Below are 24,291 nucleotides of genomic sequence, written 5' to 3'. Positions count from 1 at the left end.
TATCTACCGGTGCCCGTGGCGAGGGAGCTTGCTCCCGCTGGGCTGCGCAGCGGCCCCGTTTTTTTGCGATTGCTGCGCAATCGAGCGGGAGCAAGCTCCCTCGCCACAGGGGCCAGCAAGCACCGGAAAAATTTCTGTCACACCGCCGGAAAATGAATCCGAAACGCCGCCCCGCCCAGCTCCGAATCCCCCAGGGTCAACTGGGCGCCGTAGCTCTCGATGATGTCCTTGACCACCGCCAGGCCGATGCCCTGTCCCGGGTGCTGGCGGTCAAGCCGTTCGCCACGCTGGAGAATCCGCGCGCGCTGATCCGGCGGCACACCCGGCCCGTCGTCTTCAATGCTCAACTCGGTGCCGCCGAGGGTCTGGTGCACACTGACGCGGACTTCGCCCAGGCATAGCCGGTAAGCGTTTTCCAGCAGATTGCCAAGCATTTCCAGTAAAGCGCCCTGCTCGATCGGCACCTGGCAGTGTTCCGGCAGATCGAAAACCACATGCACCTGTTTGTCGCGATAGACCTTGTCCAAGGTGTCGCACAGGCTTTGCAGCACCGGGCGCAATCGCACCTGATGGCGCACCAGCCCGCTTTTGCGCAGGCTGGCGCGCTGCAGCTGGTAGCCGATCTGCTGGCTCATGCGTTCGATCTGGGTTTGCAACACCCAGGCTTGCCCACGTTCCCCGGGGCGCCGGGCCATGTCTTCGCTGACACCCTGCAGCACCGCCAGCGGGGTCTTCAGGCTGTGGGCCAGGTCATCGAGGGAGTCACGATAGCGGCTGCGCTGCTCGCGCTCGCTGTACAGCAGGCGGTTGAGGGAACCGGTCAGGCGCAACAGCTCCCGAGGATGCTCGGTGCTGAGGCTTTCCCGGGTGCCGCTTTCGATTTCATCCAGCTCCTGGCTCAAGCGCCGCAGCGCCCGCAGGCCCCACGTCAGGCCGATCCACAACAGGGCCAGCAACACCAGCAGAGCCGCGCCGAAGCCCAGGTAAAGGTTGTCCCGTAGCCCTTGCAGGGTCACTTCGTAGTCGCGAACCGGTTGCAGGGTGACGATGCTGAACGCCGCATTCTGACCGCCGAGCAGCTTGATCTCGACGTCATAGACAAAAAATTCCTGGCCGTTGTTTTCACGGATACGCGCGAACTGGTTGCCCTGGCCGTCATAGCGCGGGGTGTAGTTGATGTTCTCTTCCTGAGTCGCCTTCGAGCGCCAGACCAGCCGTCCCTCGCGGTCATAGATATAGCCAAGCAGGCGAGCATCGGCGAGGTTGAAGCGCTCATCGGGCAATTGCTCCGGCATCTTCAACCGATTGTTTTCCACTCGGGCGGCGGAAATCAGCGTGGTCACGTCCGAGGCCAGCCGTTGCTCGATGGATTCCTGCAATGCCAGGCTGAACGCGCCTTGCATGGCTGGCAGCAGCGCCAGCATGAACAGCACCGCCAGGGTCATGGCCGCCAGCATCAACCGCAGCCGTAGCGAACGAATCACTGGCAGCGCTCGTTGAACAGGTAACCCAGGCCACGCACGGTATCGATCGGCTTGAAGCCGGCCGGGGCTTCGAGTTTGCGGCGCAGGCGCCCGACCAGCACTTCGATGACATTGGGGTCGCGCTCGTCGTCATCGGGGTAAAGCTGCTCCATCAAGCGGTCCTTGGCGACCACCTGCTGGTGGTGACGCATCAGGTATTCAAGAATGCGGTATTCGTAGGCGGTCAACGCCAGCGGTTCCTCGCCCAGGGACGCCTGCTTGCGGTTGAGGTCCAGCGACAGCGGGCCGGCGACGATGGTCGATTGGGTGAAACCGCTGGAGCGACGCAACAGCGCATTCAACCGGGCTTCCAGTTCTTCGAACTGGAACGGCTTGACCACATAGTCATCGGCTCCGGCAGCCAGGCCTTCGACCTTGTCCTGCCAGTTGCCACGGGCGGTCAGTATCAGGATCGGAAATGTCTTGTCCTGGGACCGCAGGCGGCGGATGAGCTCGAGCCCGCTGATGCCCGGCAAGCCCAGGTCGATCACCGCCAGATCGTGGTTGAATTCACCGACCTGGTACAAGGCTTCCTCGGCATTGGCCACGGCCTGCACCACATGGCCGCTGTCGGTAAGACGGGTTTGCAGATGATGACGCAACAGCGCTTCGTCTTCGACGACCAGTAATTTCATGAAGCCTCCCCAGGCAAATCAAACAATCCAGTGTTGCGCACCTCAACGTAAGACGCCGGATCGTCGTTGGCCGATCCGGCTGGATACGCTCACCCTCAGCCGCTTAGAACGTGTAGTTGGCGGACAGGTAAGTCTGGGCGCTGCTGGTCAGGTCCAGCGAACCGACCTTGTCGCCGCCATGGGGGCTCATCTCGGTGCTGGCGTTGCTGCGCAGGTAACGGTACCCCAGTTCCACCGAGGTGTTTTGCGAAATTTGCTGCAACACGCCCCCTTGTAAGCCCACTGCGTAACCAATGTCGCTGTCGCGGCTGAAGCCCGGCGAATCCTGGGTCAGTTTGGTCACGCCCGCCGTGCCACCGCCGAACAGTTTGGTGCTGCTGGTGACCGGATAAAACACATCGTAGCTGCCCAGCAGGTTTTCCTGCCGCAGCTTGATGCCGTTATGAGTCCCCGAGACGTTGTCGTAGGTCGCGTAGTAGCGGCCCTGGTCGTTTTGCTTGCCCAGGCGAACGCCATAGGTGGAGTCCTTGCCAATGATGCCATCGGCGTTCGGGTGGTTCAGATTGTCGTTCAGGGCATTGGATTTCTTGACCTTGTCGCTGGTCTGGCCAAGGGTCAGGCTGGCGAAATTGTCATCGGCGTGGGCCATGGCGCTGGCGCCCAGTACGGTAAAGGCCAGCAGCAGTTTTTTCATGTGCGTCATGGTCAAGCTCCTTTGAAGCGTGGGTAATGTGTGAAGTCGCAGCCACGTTAACCAGCGCTCCCTGAACACCCCTTGAACGCTCTCTGAACCTGCGCTGAATGAATCGGCTAAAGTGTCTTGCCTCACAAATCGGTTTTTCAAGGAGATCCACCATGCGCAGGTTGCTTGCTGTAGTACTTCTGGCGTTAAGCGGCGCGAGCCACGCCGCCATCCAGACCCAGGAGATCCCCTACACCAGTGCCGACGGCACCAAGCTGATCGGTTACTACGCCTACGACGATGCCGTCAAAGGGCCGCGCCCGGGCGTGGTAGTGGTGCATGAGTGGTGGGGCCTGAACGATTACGCCAAGCGCCGCGCCCGTGACCTCGCCGGCCTCGGCTACAGCGCCCTGGCCATCGACATGTACGGCGACGGCAAGAACACCGAGCACCCCAAGGACGCCATGGCATTCATGCAGGCAGCGCTCAAGGACGGCAAGGCGGCCAGCGCGCGCTTCCAGGCCGGGCTCGACCTGTTGACGAAACAACCCCAGACCGATCCGGACAAACTGGCGGCCATCGGTTACTGCTTCGGCGGCAAAGTGGTACTGGACGCCGCGCGCCAGGGTGTTCCGCTGGCCGGTGTGGTGAGTTTCCACGGTGCGCTGGTGACCAATACCCCGGCCACGCCCGGCAGCGTCAAGGCCAAAATCCTGGTGGAGCATGGCGCGCTGGACAGCATGGTCACCGAAGACAACGTCACCGCCTTCAAGGGCGAGATGGACAAGGCCGGGGCCGACTATAAATTCGTCAGCCTCGAAGGCGCCAAGCACGGCTTCAGCAACCCGGACGCCGACCGCCTGAGCCACGGTGAACATGGCGGGCCGGACATTGGCTACAACAAGCAAGCCGATGAAAAATCCTGGGCGGACATGAAGGCGTTTTTCAAGAAAATCTTCGGCTAACACCTAACCCTGAGGGAGCTTGCTCCCTCGCCGCACAAAGCCTGATCTCACCCATCAGGCTCCCCCCACTACCCAGTCTCAAGCCAACCCGGCAAAATGCCGGGCATGAACGCACTCCCCGACCTGCCCGCCTGCTGCTCGCCCCTGGATGACCTCTGGCTGTTGCCTGAAGTCCTGCCCGGTACAGTGCTGCTGAGCACTCGCTTCGATTCGCAGTTGCTGACCGGCAAAGACTTTTCGAACAGTGCCATCGAGCCGCCGCCGAGCATCCAGCGTTCGGTGGCCAAGCGTCAGGCAGAGTTCCTGGCCGGTCGGATCTGCGCCCGGGCGGCCTTGCAACGGCTTGACGGCCAGCCCTGCGTTCCGGCCATCGGCGAAGACCGCGCGCCGGTGTGGCCGGCCCATGTCAGCGGCTCCATCACCCACAGCACCGGCCGTGCGGCGGCCATCGTCGCCCGAAAAAGTGACTGGTACGGACTGGGCATGGACCTGGAAAACCTGCTCGATCCCGAGCGCGCCGAACGCCTGGCCGGTGAAATCCTCACCCCGCCAGAACTGCTGCGCATGGCAACGCTTGCCCGTGAAGACCGGGCCCTGTTGGTGACGCTGACCTTTTCGGTAAAGGAAAGCTTGTTCAAGGCGCTGTACCCCATCGTTGGGCAGCGCTTTTATTTCGAGCATGCCGAGGTGCTGGAATGGACACATGACGGGCAGGTGCGGCTGCGGTTGCTGACAGACCTGTCGACCGAATGGCGCCATGGCCGTGAATTACAGGCGCAGTTTGGGGTCAAGGATGGGCAATTGTTGAGCCTGGTAAGTATCAAGGCCTGAGATTTACAGCGCCTGAAAGGCCATCTTCGCGAGCAAGCCCGCTCCCACATTTGAAATGCGGTCCACCCTGTGGGAGCGGGCTTGCCCGCGAAGGCGGACAATCAAGCGCCGCCTCCCTCAAGACCGATCCTGATGCCTCGGCCAACTCAAGCTGAAACAGGCTCCGCCCAGGCTCTTGCTCTTGCCGATCAGCGCCCGGCCGTCGTGCCAGTGAATGATTCGCCGCACGATTGAAAGCCCCAGACCGTGGCCGCCGGAAGCCCGGGCGCGGCTGTCATCCAGGCGCAGGAAAGGCTTGAAGACCCGCTCCCACGCCGCCTCCGGCACGCCAGGCCCGTCGTCTTCCACATCCACCCGACAGCGCAACTGGCCCACCTGGTAGCTGACGGTCACCCGTGAACGGGCGTGGCGCATGGCATTGCCCACCAGGTTCTGCAGGGCACGATGCAGGAAGCGTGGCTCGGCCTCGACCCAGGCACCGTCGCAGTCGGCGGCCGACAGGCACAGGCCCCGCTCGACCGTGACCCCGGCCCGCAACGGCCCAAGTTCATCGATCACTTGATTGACCAGCGCATCCAGGTCCACCCGCTGGAAGTTCAGGGCCGGCGACCCTTGTTCCAGCCGCGCGTAGGTGAGCATCTCGTCCACCAGCCGATCCAGGTCTTCGATATCGTGATCCATGCCCGCCAGGTACTTGTCGCGGGCCTGGGACGTGGTGGCGCTGCCAATCATTTCCAGGCCGAAACGCAGGCGCGCCACCGGGGTGCGCAATTCGTGGGACACCGCCCGCACCAGCTCACGCTGGATCGCCAACAGTTGCTGAAGGTGCTCGGCCATGCCGTTGAACGCTGCCGCCAGGCGCCCGACCGAGTCGGCACCCCGGGCCGGCACGCGGGTTTCCAGGCTGCCCTGGGCGATTTGCGTGGCGGCCGACTCCAGGCCACGCAAGCGCCGCTCCAGTTGGCGCACCAACAGATAGACGATCAGCCCGATCAGGCTCAGCCCCAGCGCTGCGATCAGCACCAGCCATTGCGGCGGATAAGGGTTCATCTGGTACAGCGGACCGATCTCCAGCACCCACGGTGTGCCGACCATGCCGGCGAACACCCGGATAGAGTCGCCGCCTTTGCCCAAGGCCATCACCGTATCGCCCTCGGACACGCGACGGCGCTGGTCTTCGTCCATGTCCGCCTGTTCGGCGGTCATGAGCCGCAGCGCGAAGCCGAAGCCTTTCTCCTGCTCCAATTGCGCGAGCCGCTTGGGCTGCTCGGCTACTGGATAGCGCACCAGCTCGTCGGCCAACAGGTAAATAGTCGCCCGGGCCAGTTGTTCACTGATCTGCTGGACTTCCCCCACCAGCATCAATTGCTCGACATCGTTGACCAGCCGATAAACTTTTGCCGCGTGCGGCCCCGTCTGCTCGACCAACGCCTGGCCGCGCAATACGCGGGTGCGCTGGCCGAGGTCGAGATCGGTCTGGGCGAAGGTCTGCAAGGCCAGCGGAATACCCAGCAGGCGCTCCCAGACCAACAGGGCCCGGCGCCGCTCGGTGTCGTTCATTGGTCGCAGATTGTCGGCCATCAATGAAAACGTGCCGTGGGCCAGGCGCTCGCGGTACTGCTCGCTGCGGGTCTGGTTGAGCAGGTGCAGGGCCAGCACGCCAAGGACCGCCACCAACACCAGCGCCGCACACATGCCGCCATATATACGCAGGAAGATCGAGTTCACGGCGCCGGGTCTACGCAAGCTTCAGGGACGAACAGATAGCCTTTGCTGCGGATGGTCTTGATCAGCCGCGGGTGGTCCGGGTCGTCGCCGATCTTGGGTCGGATGCGCGAGATGCGCACATCGATGGAGCGATCCTGGCCGTCATAGCCGATACCGCGCAGGGCGGTGAAGATTTCTTCCCGGGACAGGATGCGCCCGGCATTGGACACCAGCAGCCACAGCAGGTCGAACTCGGCACTGGTCAGCTCGATCCCGTTGCCCTGCAACCAGGCTTCGCGCAAGGCATCGTCGACCACCAGCGGGCCGAACTGCAGGCGTCGCTGCTTTTGCGCCACGGACGGCTCCGGCTCGCTGCGTCGCAAAAGGGCCTGGATACGCGCCAACAGCAAGCGCGGACGAACCGGTTTGCAGACGTAGTCGTCGGCGCCCAGGTCCAGGCCCTGGATCTGGTCGATGTCGTCGGTGCGGGCGGTGAGCATCAGGATCGGCCCGTCGTATTGCTGGCGGACTTTGCGGCAGATGCTCAGGCCGTCCTCGCCGGGAAGCATCAGGTCGAGGATCACCAGGTCCGGCTGCTCGGCAATGATCCGCGCCGCCGCCACCCCACCGTTACCTTCAATGGCGACGCGCAGCCCGTTGCCCTCAAGGTATTCACGGGTCAGTTCGGCCAGCCGCTGGTCATCTTCGACGATCAATATCTGCCAGGGTTCTTGTTCCACTGGGGGCCTCGTCTTGTTATGAAAATAAAGGACCGGATGGCCACAACCCTTGCAGATGGATCCCTCGCCACAACAATGCCCATTCCAGAGGTTCGAATAGGATCCTCCGTGTTTTTGTCACATTAAAGGAGGATAAACATGCCCATGCACGGGCCGATTGTATAAACGCCGGATGCACAGAAAACAAGCGAACAAATGCGTTCGGTCGCGGCAGGTTTAGTGTGGTAATGTCCGCGCCCGCAAAAACCACGGGGCTGTTTTTCGATCCGGTAATTCGATGAAAAATAGCCCACTCCAGCTAGGTCGCGGCCTACAGCGCAGTTCCACGTTTCGCACACAAATTACGCACAGGCTTATCCACAGGTAGTACGTTGCATTCACCCCCCAAAACGCATTATCTTGTAGCCCGCCGCGTAAAAAACCCTACATGTAGGGTTTTCGGCCCAAAACCAAACACAAGTTGGACAGAGAATTCAAGCGATTTTTCTTGCTTCTGTTCACCGGATACATCGCATTTCCCCAAGCCCAGACCGCCCCTGCGGATGGCAACTGTTTCGAGGTCGAAACGACCGAAACGGTACGGGTGTTGCAGTCCATTACTGCCACCTTGGCAATCCGGTTTCGAGCCCAGGCTCGCAACTCAGAACTTCGGATGGAAGCGGCATTAAACGCCTGCTTCCTACTGTCCCGAAGTTGTTATGCCCGGCGCCCAGTCGGTTGTAGTGCTTCAGGACGGAACGGTGGGCACCGTAATGGCGCCCAAACAAACATAGAGAATGTGGAGACACCCATGCACACCGACACAACTCGCGAGAACCCGCAGGGCACCGCGCCGCTGGCCAACGATTCGAGCCCGGATCTGTCCGCCACCGCGCCGGGCCAATTGCGTGTGATCAAGCGTAACGGCACTGTCGTTCCCTACACCGATGACAAGATCACCGTCGCCATCACCAAAGCGTTCCTCGCAGTTGAAGGTGGCACCGCTGCCGCCTCGTCGCGAATCCATGACACCGTGGCCCGCCTGACCGAACAAGTCACCGCGACCTTCAAGCGTCGCATGCCCTCGGGCGGCACCATCCACATCGAAGAAATCCAGGATCAGGTCGAACTGGCCCTGATGCGCGCCGGCGAGCAGAAAGTGGCTCGCGACTACGTGATCTACCGTGACTCCCGCGCCAAGGAACGTGCCACGCGCACCCCGGCCGACGCACCGGTCCAGGCCCACCCTTCGATCCGCATCGCTCGCGCCGACGGCAGCCTGGCGCCGCTGGACATGGGCCGCTTGAACACCATCGTCACCGAAGCCTGCGAAGGCCTGGAAGAAGTCGACGGCGACCTGATCCAGCGCGAAACCCTGAAGAACCTCTACGACGGCGTCGCCCTCAAGGACGTCAACACCGCCCTGGTGATGACCGCGCGGACCCTGGTCGAGCGTGAGCCGAACTACTCCTTCGTGACCGCCCGCTTGCTGATGGACACCCTGCGTGCCGAAGGCCTGAGCTTCCTGGAAGTCGCCGAGAGCGCGACCCACCACGAAATGGTCGACCTGTACGCCAAGGCGCTGCCGGCCTACGTCGCCAAGGGTATCGAGTTCGAATTGCTGAACCCGGTCCTGGCCGAATTCGACCTGGAAAAACTCGGCAAGGCGATCAACCACGAGCGCGACCAGCAGTTCACTTACCTGGGCCTGCAAACCCTGTACGACCGTTACTTCATCCACAAGGACGGTATCCGCTTCGAACTGCCGCAGATCTTCTTCATGCGCGTGGCCATGGGCCTGGCAATCGAAGAGAAGCAGCGCGAAGACCGTGCGATCGAGTTCTACAACCTGTTGTCGTCCTTCGACTACATGGCGTCGACCCCGACCCTGTTCAACGCCGGCACCCTGCGTCCACAGCTTTCCAGCTGCTACCTGACCACCGTTCCGGACGACCTGTCGGGCATCTATGGCGCCATCCACGACAACGCCATGCTGTCGAAATTTGCCGGCGGCCTGGGTAACGACTGGACACCGGTTCGCGCATTGGGCTCGTACATCAAGGGCACCAACGGCAAATCCCAGGGCGTCGTGCCGTTCCTCAAAGTGGTCAACGACACCGCCGTAGCGGTCAACCAGGGCGGCAAGCGCAAGGGCGCGGTCTGTGCCTACCTGGAAACCTGGCACATGGACATCGAAGAGTTCATCGAGCTGCGCAAGAACACCGGTGATGACCGTCGTCGTACCCACGACATGAACACCGCCAACTGGATCCCTGACCTGTTCATGAAGCGCGTCTTCGATGACGGCAAGTGGACCCTGTTCTCGCCATCGGAAGTGCCGGACCTGCACGACCTGACCGGCAAGGCCTTCGAAGAGCGCTACGAGTACTACGAAGCCCTGACCGAGTACAACAAGATCAAGCTGTTCAAAGTCGTCCAGGCCAAAGACCTGTGGCGCAAGATGCTGTCGATGCTGTTCGAGACCGGCCACCCATGGCTGACCTTCAAGGATCCGTGCAACCTGCGCAGCCCGCAGCAGCACGTGGGCGTGGTCCACAGTTCGAACCTGTGCACCGAGATCACCTTGAACACCAACAAGGACGAGATCGCTGTTTGCAACCTGGGCTCGATCAACCTGCCGAACCACATCACCGACGGCAAGCTGGACACCGCCAAGCTGCAACGCACCGTGAACACCGCCGTGCGCATGCTCGACAACGTGATCGACATCAACTACTACTCGGTGCCACAGGCGAAGAACTCCAACTTCAAGCACCGTCCGGTCGGCCTGGGCATCATGGGCTTCCAGGACGCGCTGTACCTGCAGCACATCCCGTACGGTTCCGATGCCGCGGTCGAGTTCGCCGACAAGTCCATGGAAGCGGTCAGCTACTACGCGATCCAGGCTTCCTGCGACCTGGCCGACGAGCGCGGCGCCTACGAGACGTTCCAGGGTTCGCTGTGGTCCAAAGGCGTGCTGCCGCTGGATTCGCAACAGATCCTGATCGCCCAGCGCGGCCAAAAGTACATCGACGTTGACCTGAACGAATCCCTGGACTGGGCACCGGTTCGCGCCCGTGTGCAGAAAGGCATCCGTAACTCCAACATCATGGCCATCGCACCGACCGCCACCATCGCCAACATCACTGGCGTGTCGCAGTCGATCGAACCGACCTACCAGAACCTGTATGTGAAATCGAACCTGTCGGGCGAATTCACCGTGATCAACCCGTACCTGGTTCGCGACCTCAAGGCTCGCGGCCTGTGGGACTCGGTCATGATCAACGACCTGAAATACTACGACGGTTCGGTGCAGCAGATCGAGCGCATCCCGCAAGAGCTCAAAGAGCTTTATGCCACCGCGTTCGAAGTGGACACCAAGTGGATCGTCGACGCCGCCAGCCGTCGCCAGAAGTGGATCGACCAGGCTCAGTCGCTGAACCTGTACATCGCCGGCGCCTCGGGCAAGAAGCTGGACGTGACCTACCGCATGGCCTGGTACCGTGGCCTGAAAACCACCTACTACCTCCGTGCCCTGGCCGCCACCAGCACCGAGAAGTCGACCATCAACACCGGCAAGCTGAACGCTGTTTCCAGCGGCGGTAACCACGGTGACGACTCGGTCCTGGCCGCTCCAGCAGGACCTGCGCCAGTGCCAAAGGCCTGCGCAATCGACGAGCCGGATTGCGAAGCTTGCCAATAAGCTGAGTGGGTGGGCGTGTGAAGACGCCTGCTGAAGAAACCCCCGATAGACCGCTGGTTTATCGGGGGTTTTCTTTTGTGTGGAGGAAGCTGGGTAAAAAAAACGGCAAAGCCTGATTGCGGGCTTTGCCGTTGGTGTTTTATCTCACCGCAACATCCGCTGAAATCGACAGATGGTGCGGTGGCCAGATGGACGCTTAGACCGGAAGAGTGAAAGAGTCGCCATTGTTGGTAAAGAACGTCTCGATGGTATTGCTTCCTGCGTACCAGTCTTTCAGGAAAACACCGGAGTCCAGGTTACCGCTCTGGTAATCGGCAGCGTTGAAGATGTAGGCGCCTGCATCGGTCTTGATCACCTGCACGTCGTTGACGCTCTGAATGTTGTTCAGCCTGACAGTGTCCACACCCGTCGTCCCGGTGTCTTCAATGGCGACCATGCTTTTTGAGTTGACGATGTAGGCATCCCCACCCTCCCCACCATAGGCATCGCCAGACGCATTCATATTGAAAATATCAAAACCCGCGCCCCCATGAAGTTCATAGGCGTAGCCGGCTCCCGTCAGGATATCGTTGCCATCGCCGCCATAGGCAATACCGGAGGAGACCGTCAACGTATCACTGCCGGCCTCGCCGTAAAGCGTGCTGCCAACGTCGTTGCCACTACTCTGCATGGTGTCATTGCCATTGCCGCCATACAGCGTATCGGCCTGGGCACCAGTGGAAGGCGTCAGCGCAAGGGTGCTGATATCCGTGACGGTACCGCCATAGATAAAGTCATCGCCATCACCGCCATAAAGCAAGTCGCTACCCGCTCCGCCTTCCAGTTTGTTGGAGTAGGCATTGCCCGTCAGTGTGTCGTTGAATTGCGAGCCGATCAGATTATCGATATTGGCCAGCACGTCGCCTTGCGCATCACCACCCGACGCGGTTCCCGTCAGCAGGTCGACCTGCACGGCATCGCTACTGGTCAGATACCAGGCGCCGTCGCCGCGGCCCAAGCCATTGAGCGTATCAGCGCCTGCACCACCAATGAAGTTTTCCGCAGCACCTGTACTTCCGGTGAAAGCATCAGCCTGGGCAGTTCCTTGGAAAATCTCGATGGAGGTGTAGCTATCGCCCGCAGCGACACCTGTCACCAGAGGCGCACTCAGGTCCAGCGTGATACCTGAGCTCTCATTGGCGAAGCTCAACAAGTCCAGGCCAGTGCCGCCGTTGAAGATGTTGGCGCCTGCGTCACCCACAAAGACATCACTGAAGTTGGAGCCGGTAATGGCTTCAATGCTGCTGTAGGTATCCCCTGTGGCGATGCCCGTGTGGATGCCCGTTTGGGTGTTGATGGTCAAACCCGCAGTGCTGTCAGCGTAGCTGACGGTATCGGTTCCCTCACCACCGATGAACTGGTCGGCCCCGGCCCCACCGAACAGAAGGTCGTTGCCGGCGCCACTGGTGATGATGTTGTCCGAAGCATTGCCGCGACCGATAAAATTACCCGTGCCGGTAAAGGTCAGGCGCTCCACCTCTGTCGCCAGGGTCACATTGGCCTGATTGGTGCGTACCTCATCATCACCACCGCCAGCAAACTCTCGCACGAACTGGCTGGCAGTGCCGTTGATGACGTAAACGTCATTACCGCCATCACCATAAAACTCGGTAGTACCCGCTGTGGTGGTAAATACATCGCCAAAGTTCGAGCCCCTGATGGTCTCGAAGCTGGTGAATGTATCGCCCTGCGCATCACCACCCACACCTGTCCCCGCCGTGGCGGAAGTCATCGTGATGTTGACGCCCTGTTCGGACTGCGAGTAAGTCAGCGTGTCGTTACCGGAGTAGCCATCCAAATTATCAGCGGCAGCACTGGCGTAGAAAGTATCGAGTGAGGCCGAGCCCCGGAAGGTTTCGATACCGTCGAAAGTGTCACCCAGCGCAGCTCCGGTATGTACTCCAGTTTTCAGGTTCAGGGTCACATTGCCAGAGTCTTCGTAACTGGCGGTGTCTACACCGGCACCACCAATCAACTGGTCCGCGCCTGCACCACCGATCAGGGTATCGTTACCCGCGCCGCCGGTAATGATGTTGTCCGAGGCATTGCCGCGACCGATAAAATTACCCGTGCCGGTAAAGGTCAGGCGCTCTACCTCTGTCGCCAGGGTCACATTGGCCTGATTGGTGCGTACCTCATCATCACCACCGCCAGCAAACTCTCGCACGAACTGGCTGGCAGTGCCGTTGATGACGTAAACGTCATTACCGCCATCACCATAAAACTCGGTAGTACCCGCTGTGGTGGTAAATACATCGCCAAAGTTCGAGCCCCTGATGGTCTCGAAGCTGGTGAATGTATCGCCCTGCGCATCACCACCCACACCTGTCCCCGCCGTGGCGGAAGTCATCGTGATGTTGACGCCCTGTTCGGACTGCGAGTAAGTCAGCGTGTCGTTACCGGAGTAGCCATCCAAATTATCAGCGGCAGCACTGGCGTAGAAAGTATCGAGTGAGGCCGAGCCCCGGAAGGTTTCGATACCGTCGAAAGTGTCACCCAGCGCAGCTCCGGTATGTACTCCGGTTTTCAGGTTCAGGGTCACATTGCCAGAGTCTTCGTAACTGGCGGTGTCCACACCGGCACCACCAATCAACTGGTCCGCGCCTGCACCACCGATCAGGGTATCGTTACCCGCGCCGCCGGTAATGATGTTGTCCGAGGCATTGCCGCGACCGATAAAATTACCCGTGCCGGTAAAGGTCAGGCGCTCAACGTTAGCCGCGAGCGTCAGGTCCGCAAGTGTTGTCCGAACCTCATCGTTCCCCCAACCAGCTGCCTCGTAGACTGTTACGCCGATCCCGTTGACGACATAGACGTCATCACCGCCCCCTCCCTGTAGGGAATGTCCATTGGTCTGGGAGATCAGCGTGTCGTTGAAAGACGAGCCCACTACGGCTTCCATGCTTGTCAACGTATCGCCCTGCGCATCCCCACCCAGTCCAGTCCCTGTGGTCAGATTGACTGTCACCCCAGCGGTCGAATTGGCGTAGGACGCTGTGTCAGTCCCTGTCCCGCCATTGAGAGTGTCCGAACCTGCACCGCCCTCCAGCCAATCGTTGCCGTCCCCGCCGCTCAGCGAGTCGTTTCCTTCCAACCCATATAGCTGATCCGCACTCGTAGTACCAACCAAAGTGTCCGTACCCGATGTCCCATTAATCACTGCCATTTTTTCTTCCTTGCCCTGTTGATGATTCGGTTGCGCGCTGCTGATTCAGCAGAGCCTCATCCTTCCCGGAAGGCCCGCTGAGCATGATCGCTGATCGGTTTAAGCAAATAAGACATGACGTTCCTGGAGCCGGTCTGGATCATCGACTCCACGGGCATCCCCGGCACCAGGGCAAGCCCTTGGAGTTTTGCCAACTCACTTTTAGGAATCTTGATGCCCGCCCGGTAAAAGCCAATTCCGGTACGTTCGTCCTGAATCAAGTCCGCTGACAGGCGCACCACGGTGCCGGTCAGTTCCGGCGTGGTGCTGCGGTTGAAGGCGCTCAATCGCAAGATTGCCGACTGCCCGACCGTCAGTTGATCGATGTCCTGGGCGCTGATTTTCGCCTCCACCAGCAATTCATCATCGGCGGGGACGATTTGCATCAACCCTTCGGCAGGGGAAATCACGCCGCCAATGGTGTGCACCGCCAATTGCTGCACGCGGCCGGCAATAGGCGAGATGATGTCGACGCGCTTGAGCTGGTCGCTGGCAGTGATTTCCCGCTCGATCAACTCACCCTGCCGGGCAAGCAGATCACGCAACTCCTGGGACACCTCACTGCGGAAGGTCTGGTCAACCTGAAGGCGTTGCAATTCGGTTTCGGCGATTTTGCCCCGCGCTTCGGCAATGGAGGCCATCAGCTGGCCCCGCTCCCCACGCAGCCGGGCAATTCCCCGGGCCAGGGCATTGACCCGGTCGAGGGTCATCATGCCTTTGTCGAACAGTTTCTTGACGGCCTGGTATTCGCTGTCGATCAGCTCGATTTCTTCTTGCTTGGTTTTCTGCTGGATGTCGTGGCCGGCAATGGTTTCGTTGAGCTGCTGGACACGCTCACGCAGCTGCTTCTTCTGGCCTTCGCGGGAAGCCCGGCGGTCGAGGAACAGTTGCTGCTCGATGGCCATTACAGCCTTGGCCTCATCCACACTCATGCGGGTCAACAACTCTTGGGGTATCGCCACTTCGCTGGCATTGTCCCGCTCGGCCTCCAGGCGAGCCAGACGGGCCCAGGCCTGGTTCAATGATTTACTGACGATGGCCTGGCTGGCAGCGGGCAATGTGGCATCGAGGCGCAACAGCACGTCCCCCGCAGCGACTGCCTGCCCTTCCTTGACCAGGAGTTCGGCGACGACGCCGCCGGTAGGATGCTGGATAGTCTTGACGCTCCCCTCCACAGCCACCACGCCCGTGGCGATCACTGCGCCGGACAGATTGGTGCACACCGCCCAGGTCAACCCTCCACCGAGCAGCACCACCAATGAGATCGCCCCCCAGCGCAGATGACGGGACAAGGAAGCGGTCAGGGTGACTTCTTGATCGGTATGCATCAGTTCGACGCTCCCAGTTCCACCACATTATTGGAAGGCTTGGGAGGCGCTACGGGAGGTCGTTTAAGGACGACATCCCTGGGGCCGTAAGCGACTTGCACGCCGTTTTCGAGGATCAGTACCTGATCGATCACTGCCAGAATATTGGTGCGATGGGCAATCACCACCACGATTGCGCCACGGGCCTTGAGCGCCAGGATGGCCTTGGCCAGCGCCTGTTCGCCTTCGGCATCGAGGTTTGAATTCGGCTCGTCCAAGACCACCAGGAACGGATCACCAAACAATGCCCTGGCCAGGGCCACCCGTTGGCGTTGGCCGGCCGAGAGGTTGACCCCACCCTCGCCCACTTGGGTTTCATAGCCTTGGGGTAACTGCAGGATCAGCTCATGAACCCCGGCCAATTGCGCAGCGCTGACAATCGCGCTGTCCAGTGCCGAAGGATCTAGCCGGGCGATGTTCTGGGCGACGGTTCCAGTGAACAAACCAACGCTCTGCGGCAGATAACCGATCAGCTTGCCGCGAGCCTGCTCGGTCAGCAGGTCCAACGGCGCCCCATCGAGCCGGACATGCCCCCGCGCCGGCGCCCAGGCGTTGACCAGCACGCGCGCCAATGACGACTTGCCCGATGCACTCGGCCCCACCACGCCAACGGCGGTGCCTGCGGCGACCATGAAGTTTATATTCTGCAAGGTCAGGCGCTGCGCGCCGGGCGGCGCAGCAAAAATACTTTCGACCTGCAAACTGCGATGGGCAACGGGCAGCTCGGTCTTGCTCTGGGCATCCGGGAACATGGAAAACACTTCCAGCAACTTCTTCCAAGCAATCTGGGCACCCAACAGGCTGCGCCACGTGGCAATCACCTGCTCCGCCGGCGCCAGGGTCCGCGCCACAATAATCGAGGCTGCGATCATCGTGCCGCCGCTCATGTCCCCCTTGATCACCAGCCACGCCCCCAGCGCCAGGGCGGACGACTGGACGATCTGGCGCAGGGTTTTGGAAATGCCACCGTAAAAACCACCGATGTCGATCGAGCGTCGTTGCAGGGTGATGAAGGTGCTGTGATTCTTCTGCCAGACATTCGACGTGTTAGCCAACATGCCCATGGCCTTGAGGGCCTCGGCGTTCTGGTGGGCTTGCTGGCCCAGATGATTGCGCTTGTTCAGTGCATCAGCCGAAGCCTGCATCAGTTTGCGGGTTTGCCGGTCAGTGGTTACGGTCAGCGCGATGAGGATGACCATCAGGCCGGCGGCCAAAAGACCGAACAGCGGATGAATGTAAAAGCACACCGCGAGGTAAACCGGCATCCAGGGCAAATCGAAAAACGCCACCAGACCCGGACCGCCTATGAAGTTCCGGATCTGGTCCAGTTCCTGGGCCGGTTTCAGGGCATCGCCAGTAATCGGCGTTTTCAGCGACGCACCGGCAATCACATTGAAGACCTGGGTGGACAGTGCCAGATCCAGCGAAGAAGCGATTCGCACCATGACACGGGAGCGAATGACATCCAGCAACCCCGAAAGCGCATAGACCCCCAACGCCAGCAAACCCAGCGCTATCAATGTCGGCACGCTCTGGCTCGGAATGACCCGGTCATACACTTCCAACATGAACACCGGGCCAATTAGCGCCAGGATATTGATCACACCGGAGAACAGCGCAGCGCCGAGCAGGCCCCGACGCAGTAGCGATTTCAATGGAGGCGCGACGACAGGCGCAATGACAGCGTTATGAGGTTTCAACGGGTATCCGTCCCTAGGTTCTTGGTGACATCCCTGTCGTCAGTCAATACAGGCTTGATGACAGTCGTATGGAAACTTGACGCTCTTTGAGCGATTTGGACTGAAGTGCAAATTCCGCACCAGCCCCCCGACAAACGGTCAACCGTTCAAAGTTCACCCATAAAAAAACCGACGCCCAAGACGTCGGTTTTTTGAAACAGCCCGCTATCAGGTCATCTGAATAATGGTCTGCATGATGGTGCTCTGGGTGGAGATGGTCTTGGCGTTCGCCTGGTAGTTGCTCTGGGCCTTGATCAGCTCGACCAGTTCGTTGGTCAGGTTGACGTTGGACTCTTCCAGGGAGTTGGAGACGATCGAACCCAGGGTGCCGGTTTCCGGGGCATCATAGCCTGGGATGCCCGACGCGAAGGTTTCCTTCCAACTGGTGCCGCCGACAGGTTGCAGGCCTTGTTCGTTGGTGAAGCTGGCGAGTGCGATCTGACCGATCGGCTTGGTCTGGTTGTTGCTGAAGTTGGCCAGCAAGACACCGCTGCCATCGATGGTCAGGTTGGTGATCTGGCCGGTGGCGTAACCGTTCTGGGCGGGAATCGACCGCGCGGTGTCCGCGTTGAATTGGGTGGTGTTGCCCATGGAGATTGTGATGGTTGGTGCACTCGCGGCGCCGTTGGCGGTCCATACGCCGTTGGTTACGGTGCCGGGAATCCAGCCAGTGAGCTTCAGGTCGCTGTCAGTGAGCGGCGCACCCGGCGGATTCGGGGTGCTGACCTGAACCAGCTTACCGCTTGAATCAAAGGTCATGGTCGAAGGGACCGGCGCATTCGCCCCAGTCGTAGTCGGCAAACTACCATTCAGGTTACGACCATCGATCAGCGTATACACATTCCAGGTATTACCAGCAGTCTTGACCATGTACTGGTCCATGGAATGCTGGTTACCCTGGGTGTCGTAGACCGGCGTGGTGAATTGCTTGGTGAACGTGGCCGTATCGGTCGGATTGAACGCAGCGGTGATCGGCAACGCCGTCGAGTTCAGATTGATCGTCGACGAAATCAGGCTGGTAGCACTCGGCGGCAGGTTCGAGGTGTCGATGCGCAGATCGGTCAGGATCCCGTTCTGGATCTTGCCATTGGCATCCACGCCATAGCCTTGCAAACGCGATGTACCATCACTGTTCGTGACGTAGCCGTCTTTATCGGTCTTGAAAGTACCGGCACGGGTGTAGCTCAAGGAGCCGTTGTTTTCCAGGACAAAGAAGCCCTGGCCTTGGATACCCATGTCCAGCACGTTGCCGGTGTTGTTCACATCACCCTGGCCGAACTGCTGGGAAACGTTGGCCAAGCGCACGCCGTTGCCGACGGTCTTGCTGCCCGAGCCCAGCTTGGTGGCCGAGTAGACGTCTTCGAATTCCGCGCGAGACGATTTGAAGCCGGTGGTCGCCACGTTGGCGATGTTGTTACCGGTCACGTCCAGCTGTTTGTTGGCGGCATAGAGACCGCTAAGGCCGATGTTAAAAGACATGTTGACTCCTTGTGCCGGTTAGTCGGCTCTATATACCAATAGTTTGTACTTTGGACAGGGCGATGCTGCCCAGCCCGGCCAGGTTGAGCATCAGCTCACCGCCCGTCTGGCTGATCGTCACGCTGCTGACCGTTGCCGGCAGGTTGGTGATCAGCGACGTGGCCTTGCCGTCGATGGTGGTCGAGGCCGCGAATGTGTATGTACCCGACTCGACAACCGTGCCCGCGTCGTTCTTGCCGTCCCAGATGAAAGCGGAGTTGCCGGCTTTCTGGGTGCCCAAATCGATGGTGCGGACGGTCTTGCCGTCTTTATCGACGATCTTGACCGCGACGGAGGCTACCGAAGCCGGAACCACCACCGTGCCGTTGAGGCTCTTGGAGGTATCGACCACGGCCTTGTCGCCCGGGGCGATGACTGAGCGCCCTACCAGTGACGAGGCCTGCAATGCCTGGGACGAGTTGTAGTTGCCGGCGATACCGCTCACGGTGGTGTTGAGGGTGGTGATGCCTTCCAAGCTGCTGAACTGTGCCAACTGGGCAACGAATTCACCGTTGTCCTGAGGCTCCAGCGGGTTCTGGTTTTTCAGCTGGGTGACCAGCAATTGCAGGAACGCATCCTTGCCCAGCTCTTTCTTGCCGGTCGCCGCGCCCGCTGCCGAGGCCAGGCCATCGGTGGTGGTGTTGGTCTTGACCGAAGAGTTGGCAAGGATCTCGTTGAGGCTCAAACCGCCAGTGGTATTGGTAACGCTCATGTGACTCGCCCCTTATCACTGACCGAGGGTCAGGACCTTCTGCATCATGGTTTTGGCGGTGTTCATCATTTCGGCGTTGGTCTGGAACGAACGACTGGCGGAAATCATGTCGGCCATTTCTTCGACGACGTTGACGTTCGGGTAGTAGACGTAGCCCTTGGCGTCCGCCGCCGGATGGTTGGGCTCGTAGCGCGCCTCGAGGTTGCTCTGGTCTTCGACCACGCCAAGCACCTGTACGCCCTGACCGGCCGCGTCTTGCTGCTGGAACAGCGAATCGCTGCCACCGGACTGGCCGCCCTGGAACATGGTGGCGAACACTGGATGGCGGGCGCGGTAGGTCTGGTCGATGCTCGAGGAAACGGTCTCGGCGTTGGCGATGTTACTGGCGACGGTGTTCAGGCGAGTGGTCTGGGCACTCATGGCACTGCCGGCGATGTTGAATACGCTCGCTATCGACATGGCTTATTCTCCACGCAGGGCCGATACCAGCCCTTTGAATTTGCTGTTGAGCAGGGTGAAGCTGGCCTGGAAGTTCACGGAGTTTTCCGCGTAGTTGGACTGTTCCAGTTGAGCATCCACGGTGTTCTGGTCGATCGAAGGCTGCATCGGCGTGCGATACATCAGCGATCCATCGCCGTTGCCCAGGCCTTCGGCCTCGATATGACGGCTATTGGTCATGTTCAGGGCGAAGGTGCCGTTCTTGGTCTTCTCGTTCTGCTCGGCGAGCACTTTGGAGAAATCCAGGTCCCGCGCCTTGTAGTTCGGGGTGTCGGCGTTGGCGATGTTGTTGGCCAGGACTTCGGCACGCTGGGCGCGGAAGCTCAGGGCCTGTTCGTGGATACCGAGCGCTTTATCGAAGCTGATGCTCATGTCGGAAACCTTTGGGTGACCAGAATGTACGTGCAGTCGATAAAGCAAGCGTCGTGCCATTTTCAAAAAGCCCGTAAACCGGGGCTTTGCGGGCATCGGCAAAGCGGCAATGCCAGAAAAGCGGCAACTGGCTTCCGCTGCCTGCCGCTTTTCTGCCGCTTTCATGGAGCAAATTCCACTCCATTGTAGGACCGAGCTTGCTCGCGATGGCGGTCTGTCATTTACATCGGTTTTGGATGTGCCACCGCATTCGCGAGCAAGCTCGCTCCCACAGGGGACGGTGGCGCGGGCTAACGCGCATAAAAAAACGGGAGCCTTTTGGGACTCCCGCTTTTTTTTTTTGACAACCCAAGCCAATCACTTCGCCTGGTAAATAATCCCCGGACTGCACTGGACCATTTGATAGTGGTCCGGCAAGCCATTCAACGCTTCGGAAGCGCCAAGGAACAGGTAGCCGCCCGGCTTGAGCGTGCTGTGGATACGCAACAGGATGTCCTTCTTCACTTCGGCGGAGAAGTAGATCAGGACGTTGCGGCAGAACACGATGTCGAACTTGCCCAGGCTGGCGTAGCTGTCCAGCAGGTTGAACGAGCGGAACTCCACCCGGCTCTTGATCGGCGCCTTGACCACCCACTTACCCGGCCCTTTCGGGTCGAAGTAACGTTGCAGGCGATCGGGCGACAGGCCACGGCCTATGGCCAGGCTGTCGTACTCGCCGGTCTTGCAGTTGTTGAGCATGGTTCCGGACAGGTCGGTGGCGACGATTTGTACACCACCTTTCAGCTGGCCCAGGTTGGTCCGCTCGAACTCATCAATGGACATCGACAGCGAATAGGGTTCCTGCCCTGACGAACAGGCCGCCGACCAGATCCGCAGGCGTTGGCCCGGGCTGGCCTTGATGGCCGCCGGCAGCACCTTGTTCTTCAACACCTCGAACGGGTAGGTGTCGCGAAACCACAGGGTTTCGTTGGTGGTCATCGCATCCACCACCATCTCGCGCAAGCCGCTGCGCGGCTGCGTCTGGATACGCTGCACCAGTTCGCCCAAGGATTTGAGGCCCTGTTGTTCCATCAACTTGTTGAGACGGCTCGACACCAGGTATTGCTTGTTTTCACCAAGCAAGATGCCACAGGCTTTTTCCAGGAAGACCCGGAACTGTTCGAAATCCAAATTACCCGTAGACAAGATACCGCCTCTTTCATTGTGTTGACTTGCCGGACGCACAACGCGCCCGACCTTTATTCTGCTGCCTTGATCCGCTCGACGACCCGCGAAGCCAGGTCATCGGGCCGAAATTTCGCCAGGAAGTCGTCAGCGCCGACTTTCTTGACCATTGCCTGGTTGAATACCCCGGACAATGAAGTATGCAAGATGATATGCAACTTTTGCATACGCGGATCGCTGCGGATTTCCGATGTCAGGGTGTATCCGTCCATCTCTGGCATCTCGATGTCGGAGATCATCATCAAGAATTCTTCTTCGGGCTTCTTGCCCTCTGCGACCAGCTTTTGCAGGTAATCCAGCGCCTGACGCCCGTCATTCAACGCCACCACTTCGACGCCGACCGTTTGCAGGCAACGGGTCACTTGCTTGCGTGCCACCGAAGAATCATCGACGGTCAGTACGCGCAGCGAAACCGCCTTGTGCTGGGTTTCGGCATCCACCACACCCACGGAAATCGTTTCCGGGGTAGGTGCCACTTCGGCGAGGATCTTCTCCACGTCGATGATTTCCACCAACTGGTTGTCGACCCGGGTCACTGCCGTGAGGTAGTGATCGCGGCCGGTGCCCTTGGGCGGTGGATGGATTTCTTCCCAGTTCATGTTGACGATGCGCTCCACCGAGCGCACCAGGAATCCCTGGGTCTTGGTGTTGTACTCGGTGATGATCACAAACGGATTGCTCTGGTCCAGCAGACGACCGGAACCGGTCGCCATGGCCAGATCGAGAATCGGGATGGTCGCTCCGCGTATGTTCGCCACACCGCACACGACGGGACTGGACTTTGGCATCAGGGTCAGCTTGGGGCATTGCAGCACCTCCCGGACCTTGAATACGTTGATCCCATAGATTTGCTGGCCGTCGAGACGGAACAGCAACAACTCCAGGCGATTCTGACCGACCAGCTGTGTGCGCTGGTTTACCGAATCCATTACTCCCGCCATGCCCTGACTCCTACGTAACGCTAATGTGTCCGACGCGCATTCATCACTAAACGGCACGGGGCTTGCTATTCAACCGGCATGAACGCACAAACGACATTTTCTCGACGCCTGACCACTCGCTGCCGCCACTGGCTCGGTGCACTGCTGGCTGCCAGTCTGCTCGCATCGGGCGGCTTTGCCCGTGCCGATGCTCCGGTCACCTTGCCTGATCTCCTTATCGGCGTCACTCAGGGCTTTCTTGAATTCACCGTAGAAGACTATCTGGCAACCAGTCAAACCGAAGGTCGTTACGAAATCGAAGTCAACCAGCTCGATCCGCGCCTGCGCATGCCGATGTGCGACAAGGAATTGACTGCGTCCCTGGAGAGCCCTGCCAGGCCCCTGGGCCGCGTCACGGTGAAGGTTCGTTGCGACAGCGCCGCGCCCTGGACGGTGTTCGTGCCCGCTCAAGTGCGCCTGTTCCGGGAAATCGTGACCACCACTCGTCCGCTCAAGCGGGCCGGGATCGTCGAGCCTCAGGATGTAACGCTGCGTGAACGGGACATCAGCCAGATCACCCAGGGATTCCTGACGTCGGTGGATCAGGCCATCGGACAGAAACTTGTCCGACCAATGGTCGCCGATCAGATCGTGACGCTCGTGCATCTGGAGCAGGCCGAGGTGGTCCGCAAGGGCGATCAGGTCGTGATTACAGCCCGCAGCGGTACCCTGGCCGTGCGGATGCCGGGCGAGGCCCTGTCCAACGGTGGCATGCGTGAGCAGATTCGTGTGAAAAACCTCAATTCCCAACGGGTTATCAAGGCGCAGGTAATAGCCCCCGGCCAGGTGGAGGTGGCGATGTAGTGACCCGGTAGAGCCCCGGTAGAGACGGTAGAAAGCTGGCGCTTGGACCCGACGTTCCCTAGACTGTGCCTTACGCAAAGGCAAGCGCAGACGTGCGCACGTTCATTGAATAAATGAGCCTAAAGTTTTTTTGGGAATGGCCGAAAACATGGCAAGCGTCCAAATACCCAGAGGTTTTTTACCATGGTCATCGATTTCAACCGTTTGAACAGCTCTTCACCGTTGACAGGCACTACGCGTACCAACGCGAGCAAAGAAGCCGACAAATCTGCGCCGCTGCCTACGCCAGCCGAACAGGTCAGCAACGGAGAGTCCGTACACCTCAGCAATGAGGCTCAGCAGTTGCAGAAGGTCACTGACAAGCTGCGCGATCAACCTGTCGTCGACAACGCCCGCGTGGCCGAGTTGAAAGCAGCCATCGCCGATGGCAGCTATAAAGTCGACAGCAACCGCGTAGCCAGCAAACTGCTCAACTTCGAAGCCCAGCGCTAGGCTGCCGCCTGCGCCAGGCTTTTGGACGCTTAAGACCCAAGGCCAGCCATGCACGACTCGACTTTATTGCAATTGATCACCGATGACTTTGTTCCAGCGCAACAACTGCTGGAATTATTGCGGGCCGAATCCCTGGCCCTGCACGGTCGCGACATGCCGCTGCTGGAAAACATCCTGGCGCAAAAACAGGCACTGATCATCTTGCTCGACCAGCATGGCCGCAAGCGCAGCGAGATTCTCGCCAGCCTTAAACTGCCCGCCAACCACGACGGCCTCGAACAGTTGGCGAGCCAGTCGTCGATTGGCGATCAGTTGCTGTCCCAGAGCGCAGTGCTCAATGACCTGCTCGCCCAGTGCCAGGCCACCAACGTGCGCAACGGCCAGTCGATCCAGATGCAGCAGGCCGCCACCGCCAATCAGTTGCGCATCCTCAATGGCGGCGAAGTTCCTACGCTGTATGATGCTCGCGGCTCGACCGCCAACATGGTCAAGCAACGCCCCCTCAGCCAGGCATGAAACGAACCATGGCTGCGCACTATCAACGCGCGATACATGCTGGCAAAATGCTGGCCATTC

Annotated in this window: 20 protein-coding genes; 6 read left to right on the top strand and 14 right to left on the bottom strand. The window is 60.0% G+C overall.

The genetic code is table 11. The features are described from left to right. Positions 1 to 137 precede the first annotated feature (137 nt). From PFLQ2_RS21240 to PFLQ2_RS21250, 3 genes are all read right to left on the bottom strand, one after another. Positions 138 to 1,484, bottom strand: coding sequence for an ATP-binding protein (locus tag PFLQ2_RS21240; protein WP_003178948.1), 1,347 nt, complete (start codon positions 1,482 to 1,484; stop codon positions 138 to 140). Further along, complete coding sequence (locus PFLQ2_RS21245; RefSeq protein ID WP_003178946.1) at positions 1,481 to 2,158, bottom strand: response regulator; 678 nt, start codon at positions 2,156 to 2,158, stop codon at positions 1,481 to 1,483. Before PFLQ2_RS21245 ends, PFLQ2_RS21240 begins: the two co-directional genes overlap by 4 nt. 103 nt (positions 2,159 to 2,261) lie before the next feature. Further along, positions 2,262 to 2,861 carry an outer membrane beta-barrel protein gene (locus PFLQ2_RS21250; protein ID WP_003178945.1) on the bottom strand — a complete coding sequence of 200 codons (600 nt, stop codon included), beginning with the start codon at positions 2,859 to 2,861 and terminating at the stop codon, positions 2,262 to 2,264. Positions 2,862 to 3,013: 152 nt separating this feature from the next. Here PFLQ2_RS21250 and PFLQ2_RS21255 point away from each other — a divergent pair, with 152 nt between their 5' ends. Together PFLQ2_RS21255 and PFLQ2_RS21260 are read left to right on the top strand one after the other, a co-directional pair. Next, positions 3,014 to 3,805, top strand: a complete 792-nt coding sequence (locus tag PFLQ2_RS21255) for a dienelactone hydrolase family protein (protein ID WP_003178943.1) — start codon at positions 3,014 to 3,016, stop codon at positions 3,803 to 3,805. 105 nt (positions 3,806 to 3,910) lie between these two features. After that, entirely contained in the window at positions 3,911 to 4,636 is a 726-nt protein-coding gene (locus PFLQ2_RS21260; RefSeq protein WP_003178941.1) for a 4'-phosphopantetheinyl transferase family protein, read from the top strand. A 117-nt stretch (positions 4,637 to 4,753) separates the two neighbouring features. Here the strand turns inward: PFLQ2_RS21260 and PFLQ2_RS21265 are convergent, their stop codons facing one another. After that, entirely contained in the window at positions 4,754 to 6,364 is a 1,611-nt protein-coding gene (locus PFLQ2_RS21265) for an ATP-binding protein (RefSeq protein WP_003178938.1), read from the bottom strand. Continuing rightward, on the bottom strand, positions 6,361 to 7,083 hold the full coding sequence (locus PFLQ2_RS21270; protein ID WP_003178936.1) for a response regulator: 723 nt from the start codon (positions 7,081 to 7,083) through the stop codon (positions 6,361 to 6,363). Before PFLQ2_RS21270 ends, PFLQ2_RS21265 begins: the two co-directional genes overlap by 4 nt. Positions 7,084 to 7,873: 790 nt before the next feature. Between PFLQ2_RS21270 and PFLQ2_RS21275 the strand changes: the two genes are divergently transcribed. Further along, the gene (locus PFLQ2_RS21275; protein ID WP_003178934.1) at positions 7,874 to 10,765 is read left to right on the top strand and encodes a ribonucleoside-diphosphate reductase subunit alpha; all 2,892 of its coding nucleotides are present in this window, start codon (positions 7,874 to 7,876) and stop codon (positions 10,763 to 10,765) included. Positions 10,766 to 10,961: 196 nt separating this feature from the next. On the opposite strand, the gene PFLQ2_RS21280 is transcribed toward PFLQ2_RS21275, so the two are convergent. The 9 genes from PFLQ2_RS21280 to PFLQ2_RS21315 form a co-directional block, all read right to left on the bottom strand. Next, complete coding sequence (locus tag PFLQ2_RS21280) at positions 10,962 to 13,970, bottom strand: beta strand repeat-containing protein (protein WP_003178932.1); 3,009 nt, start codon at positions 13,968 to 13,970, stop codon at positions 10,962 to 10,964. Positions 13,971 to 14,026: 56 nt separating this feature from the next. Next, positions 14,027 to 15,337, bottom strand: coding sequence for an HlyD family type I secretion periplasmic adaptor subunit (locus PFLQ2_RS27585; protein ID WP_003184066.1), 1,311 nt, complete (start codon positions 15,335 to 15,337; stop codon positions 14,027 to 14,029). Further along, the gene (locus PFLQ2_RS21285; protein WP_003178928.1) at positions 15,337 to 17,076 is read right to left on the bottom strand and encodes a type I secretion system permease/ATPase; all 1,740 of its coding nucleotides are present in this window, start codon (positions 17,074 to 17,076) and stop codon (positions 15,337 to 15,339) included. The genes PFLQ2_RS27585 and PFLQ2_RS21285 overlap by 1 nt, the downstream gene beginning before the upstream one ends. Before the next feature lie 207 nt (positions 17,077 to 17,283). Beyond that, positions 17,284 to 18,594: a flagellar hook protein FlgE gene (gene flgE, locus PFLQ2_RS21290; RefSeq protein WP_003178926.1), complete on the bottom strand. Its 1,311-nt coding sequence runs from the start codon at positions 18,592 to 18,594 to the stop codon at positions 17,284 to 17,286. Positions 18,595 to 18,622: 28 nt separating this feature from the next. Then, on the bottom strand, positions 18,623 to 19,345 hold the full coding sequence (gene flgD / locus PFLQ2_RS21295; protein WP_003178924.1) for a flagellar hook assembly protein FlgD: 723 nt from the start codon (positions 19,343 to 19,345) through the stop codon (positions 18,623 to 18,625). Between the two features lie 15 nt (positions 19,346 to 19,360). Continuing rightward, positions 19,361 to 19,804 (bottom strand): flagellar basal body rod protein FlgC, encoded by a 444-nt coding sequence (gene flgC, locus PFLQ2_RS21300; RefSeq protein WP_003178923.1) that lies wholly within the window; start codon positions 19,802 to 19,804, stop codon positions 19,361 to 19,363. Between the two features lie 3 nt (positions 19,805 to 19,807). Then, complete coding sequence (gene flgB / locus PFLQ2_RS21305) at positions 19,808 to 20,215, bottom strand: flagellar basal body rod protein FlgB (protein WP_003178921.1); 408 nt, start codon at positions 20,213 to 20,215, stop codon at positions 19,808 to 19,810. A gap of 357 nt (positions 20,216 to 20,572) precedes the next feature. Continuing rightward, positions 20,573 to 21,400, bottom strand: a complete 828-nt coding sequence (gene cheR / locus PFLQ2_RS21310) for a protein-glutamate O-methyltransferase CheR (protein WP_003178919.1) — start codon at positions 21,398 to 21,400, stop codon at positions 20,573 to 20,575. Positions 21,401 to 21,453: 53 nt separating this feature from the next. After that, positions 21,454 to 22,380 carry a chemotaxis protein CheV gene (locus tag PFLQ2_RS21315; RefSeq protein ID WP_003178917.1) on the bottom strand — a complete coding sequence of 309 codons (927 nt, stop codon included), beginning with the start codon at positions 22,378 to 22,380 and terminating at the stop codon, positions 21,454 to 21,456. 78 nt (positions 22,381 to 22,458) lie between these two features. Here PFLQ2_RS21315 and flgA point away from each other — a divergent pair, with 78 nt between their 5' ends. The 3 genes from flgA to PFLQ2_RS21330 all read left to right on the top strand — a co-directional run bounded on the left by flgA (position 22,459) and on the right by PFLQ2_RS21330 (position 24,231). Further along, positions 22,459 to 23,223, top strand: a complete 765-nt coding sequence (gene flgA, locus PFLQ2_RS21320; protein WP_003178915.1) for a flagellar basal body P-ring formation chaperone FlgA — start codon at positions 22,459 to 22,461, stop codon at positions 23,221 to 23,223. 183 nt (positions 23,224 to 23,406) lie between these two features. After that, entirely contained in the window at positions 23,407 to 23,715 is a 309-nt protein-coding gene (gene flgM, locus PFLQ2_RS21325; protein WP_003178913.1) for a flagellar biosynthesis anti-sigma factor FlgM, read from the top strand. Positions 23,716 to 23,763: 48 nt separating this feature from the next. Beyond that, positions 23,764 to 24,231, top strand: a complete 468-nt coding sequence (locus tag PFLQ2_RS21330) for a flagella synthesis protein FlgN (RefSeq protein ID WP_003178911.1) — start codon at positions 23,764 to 23,766, stop codon at positions 24,229 to 24,231. The last annotated feature ends 60 nt before the right edge of the window (positions 24,232 to 24,291 follow it).

The sequence above is a fragment of the Pseudomonas fluorescens Q2-87 genome (assembly GCF_000281895.1).
Lineage (GTDB): Bacteria > Pseudomonadota > Gammaproteobacteria > Pseudomonadales > Pseudomonadaceae > Aquipseudomonas > Aquipseudomonas fluorescens_S.
Note: the sequence above shows the minus strand (reverse complement) of the source record. Positions and strands in the feature narration are given on the sequence as shown.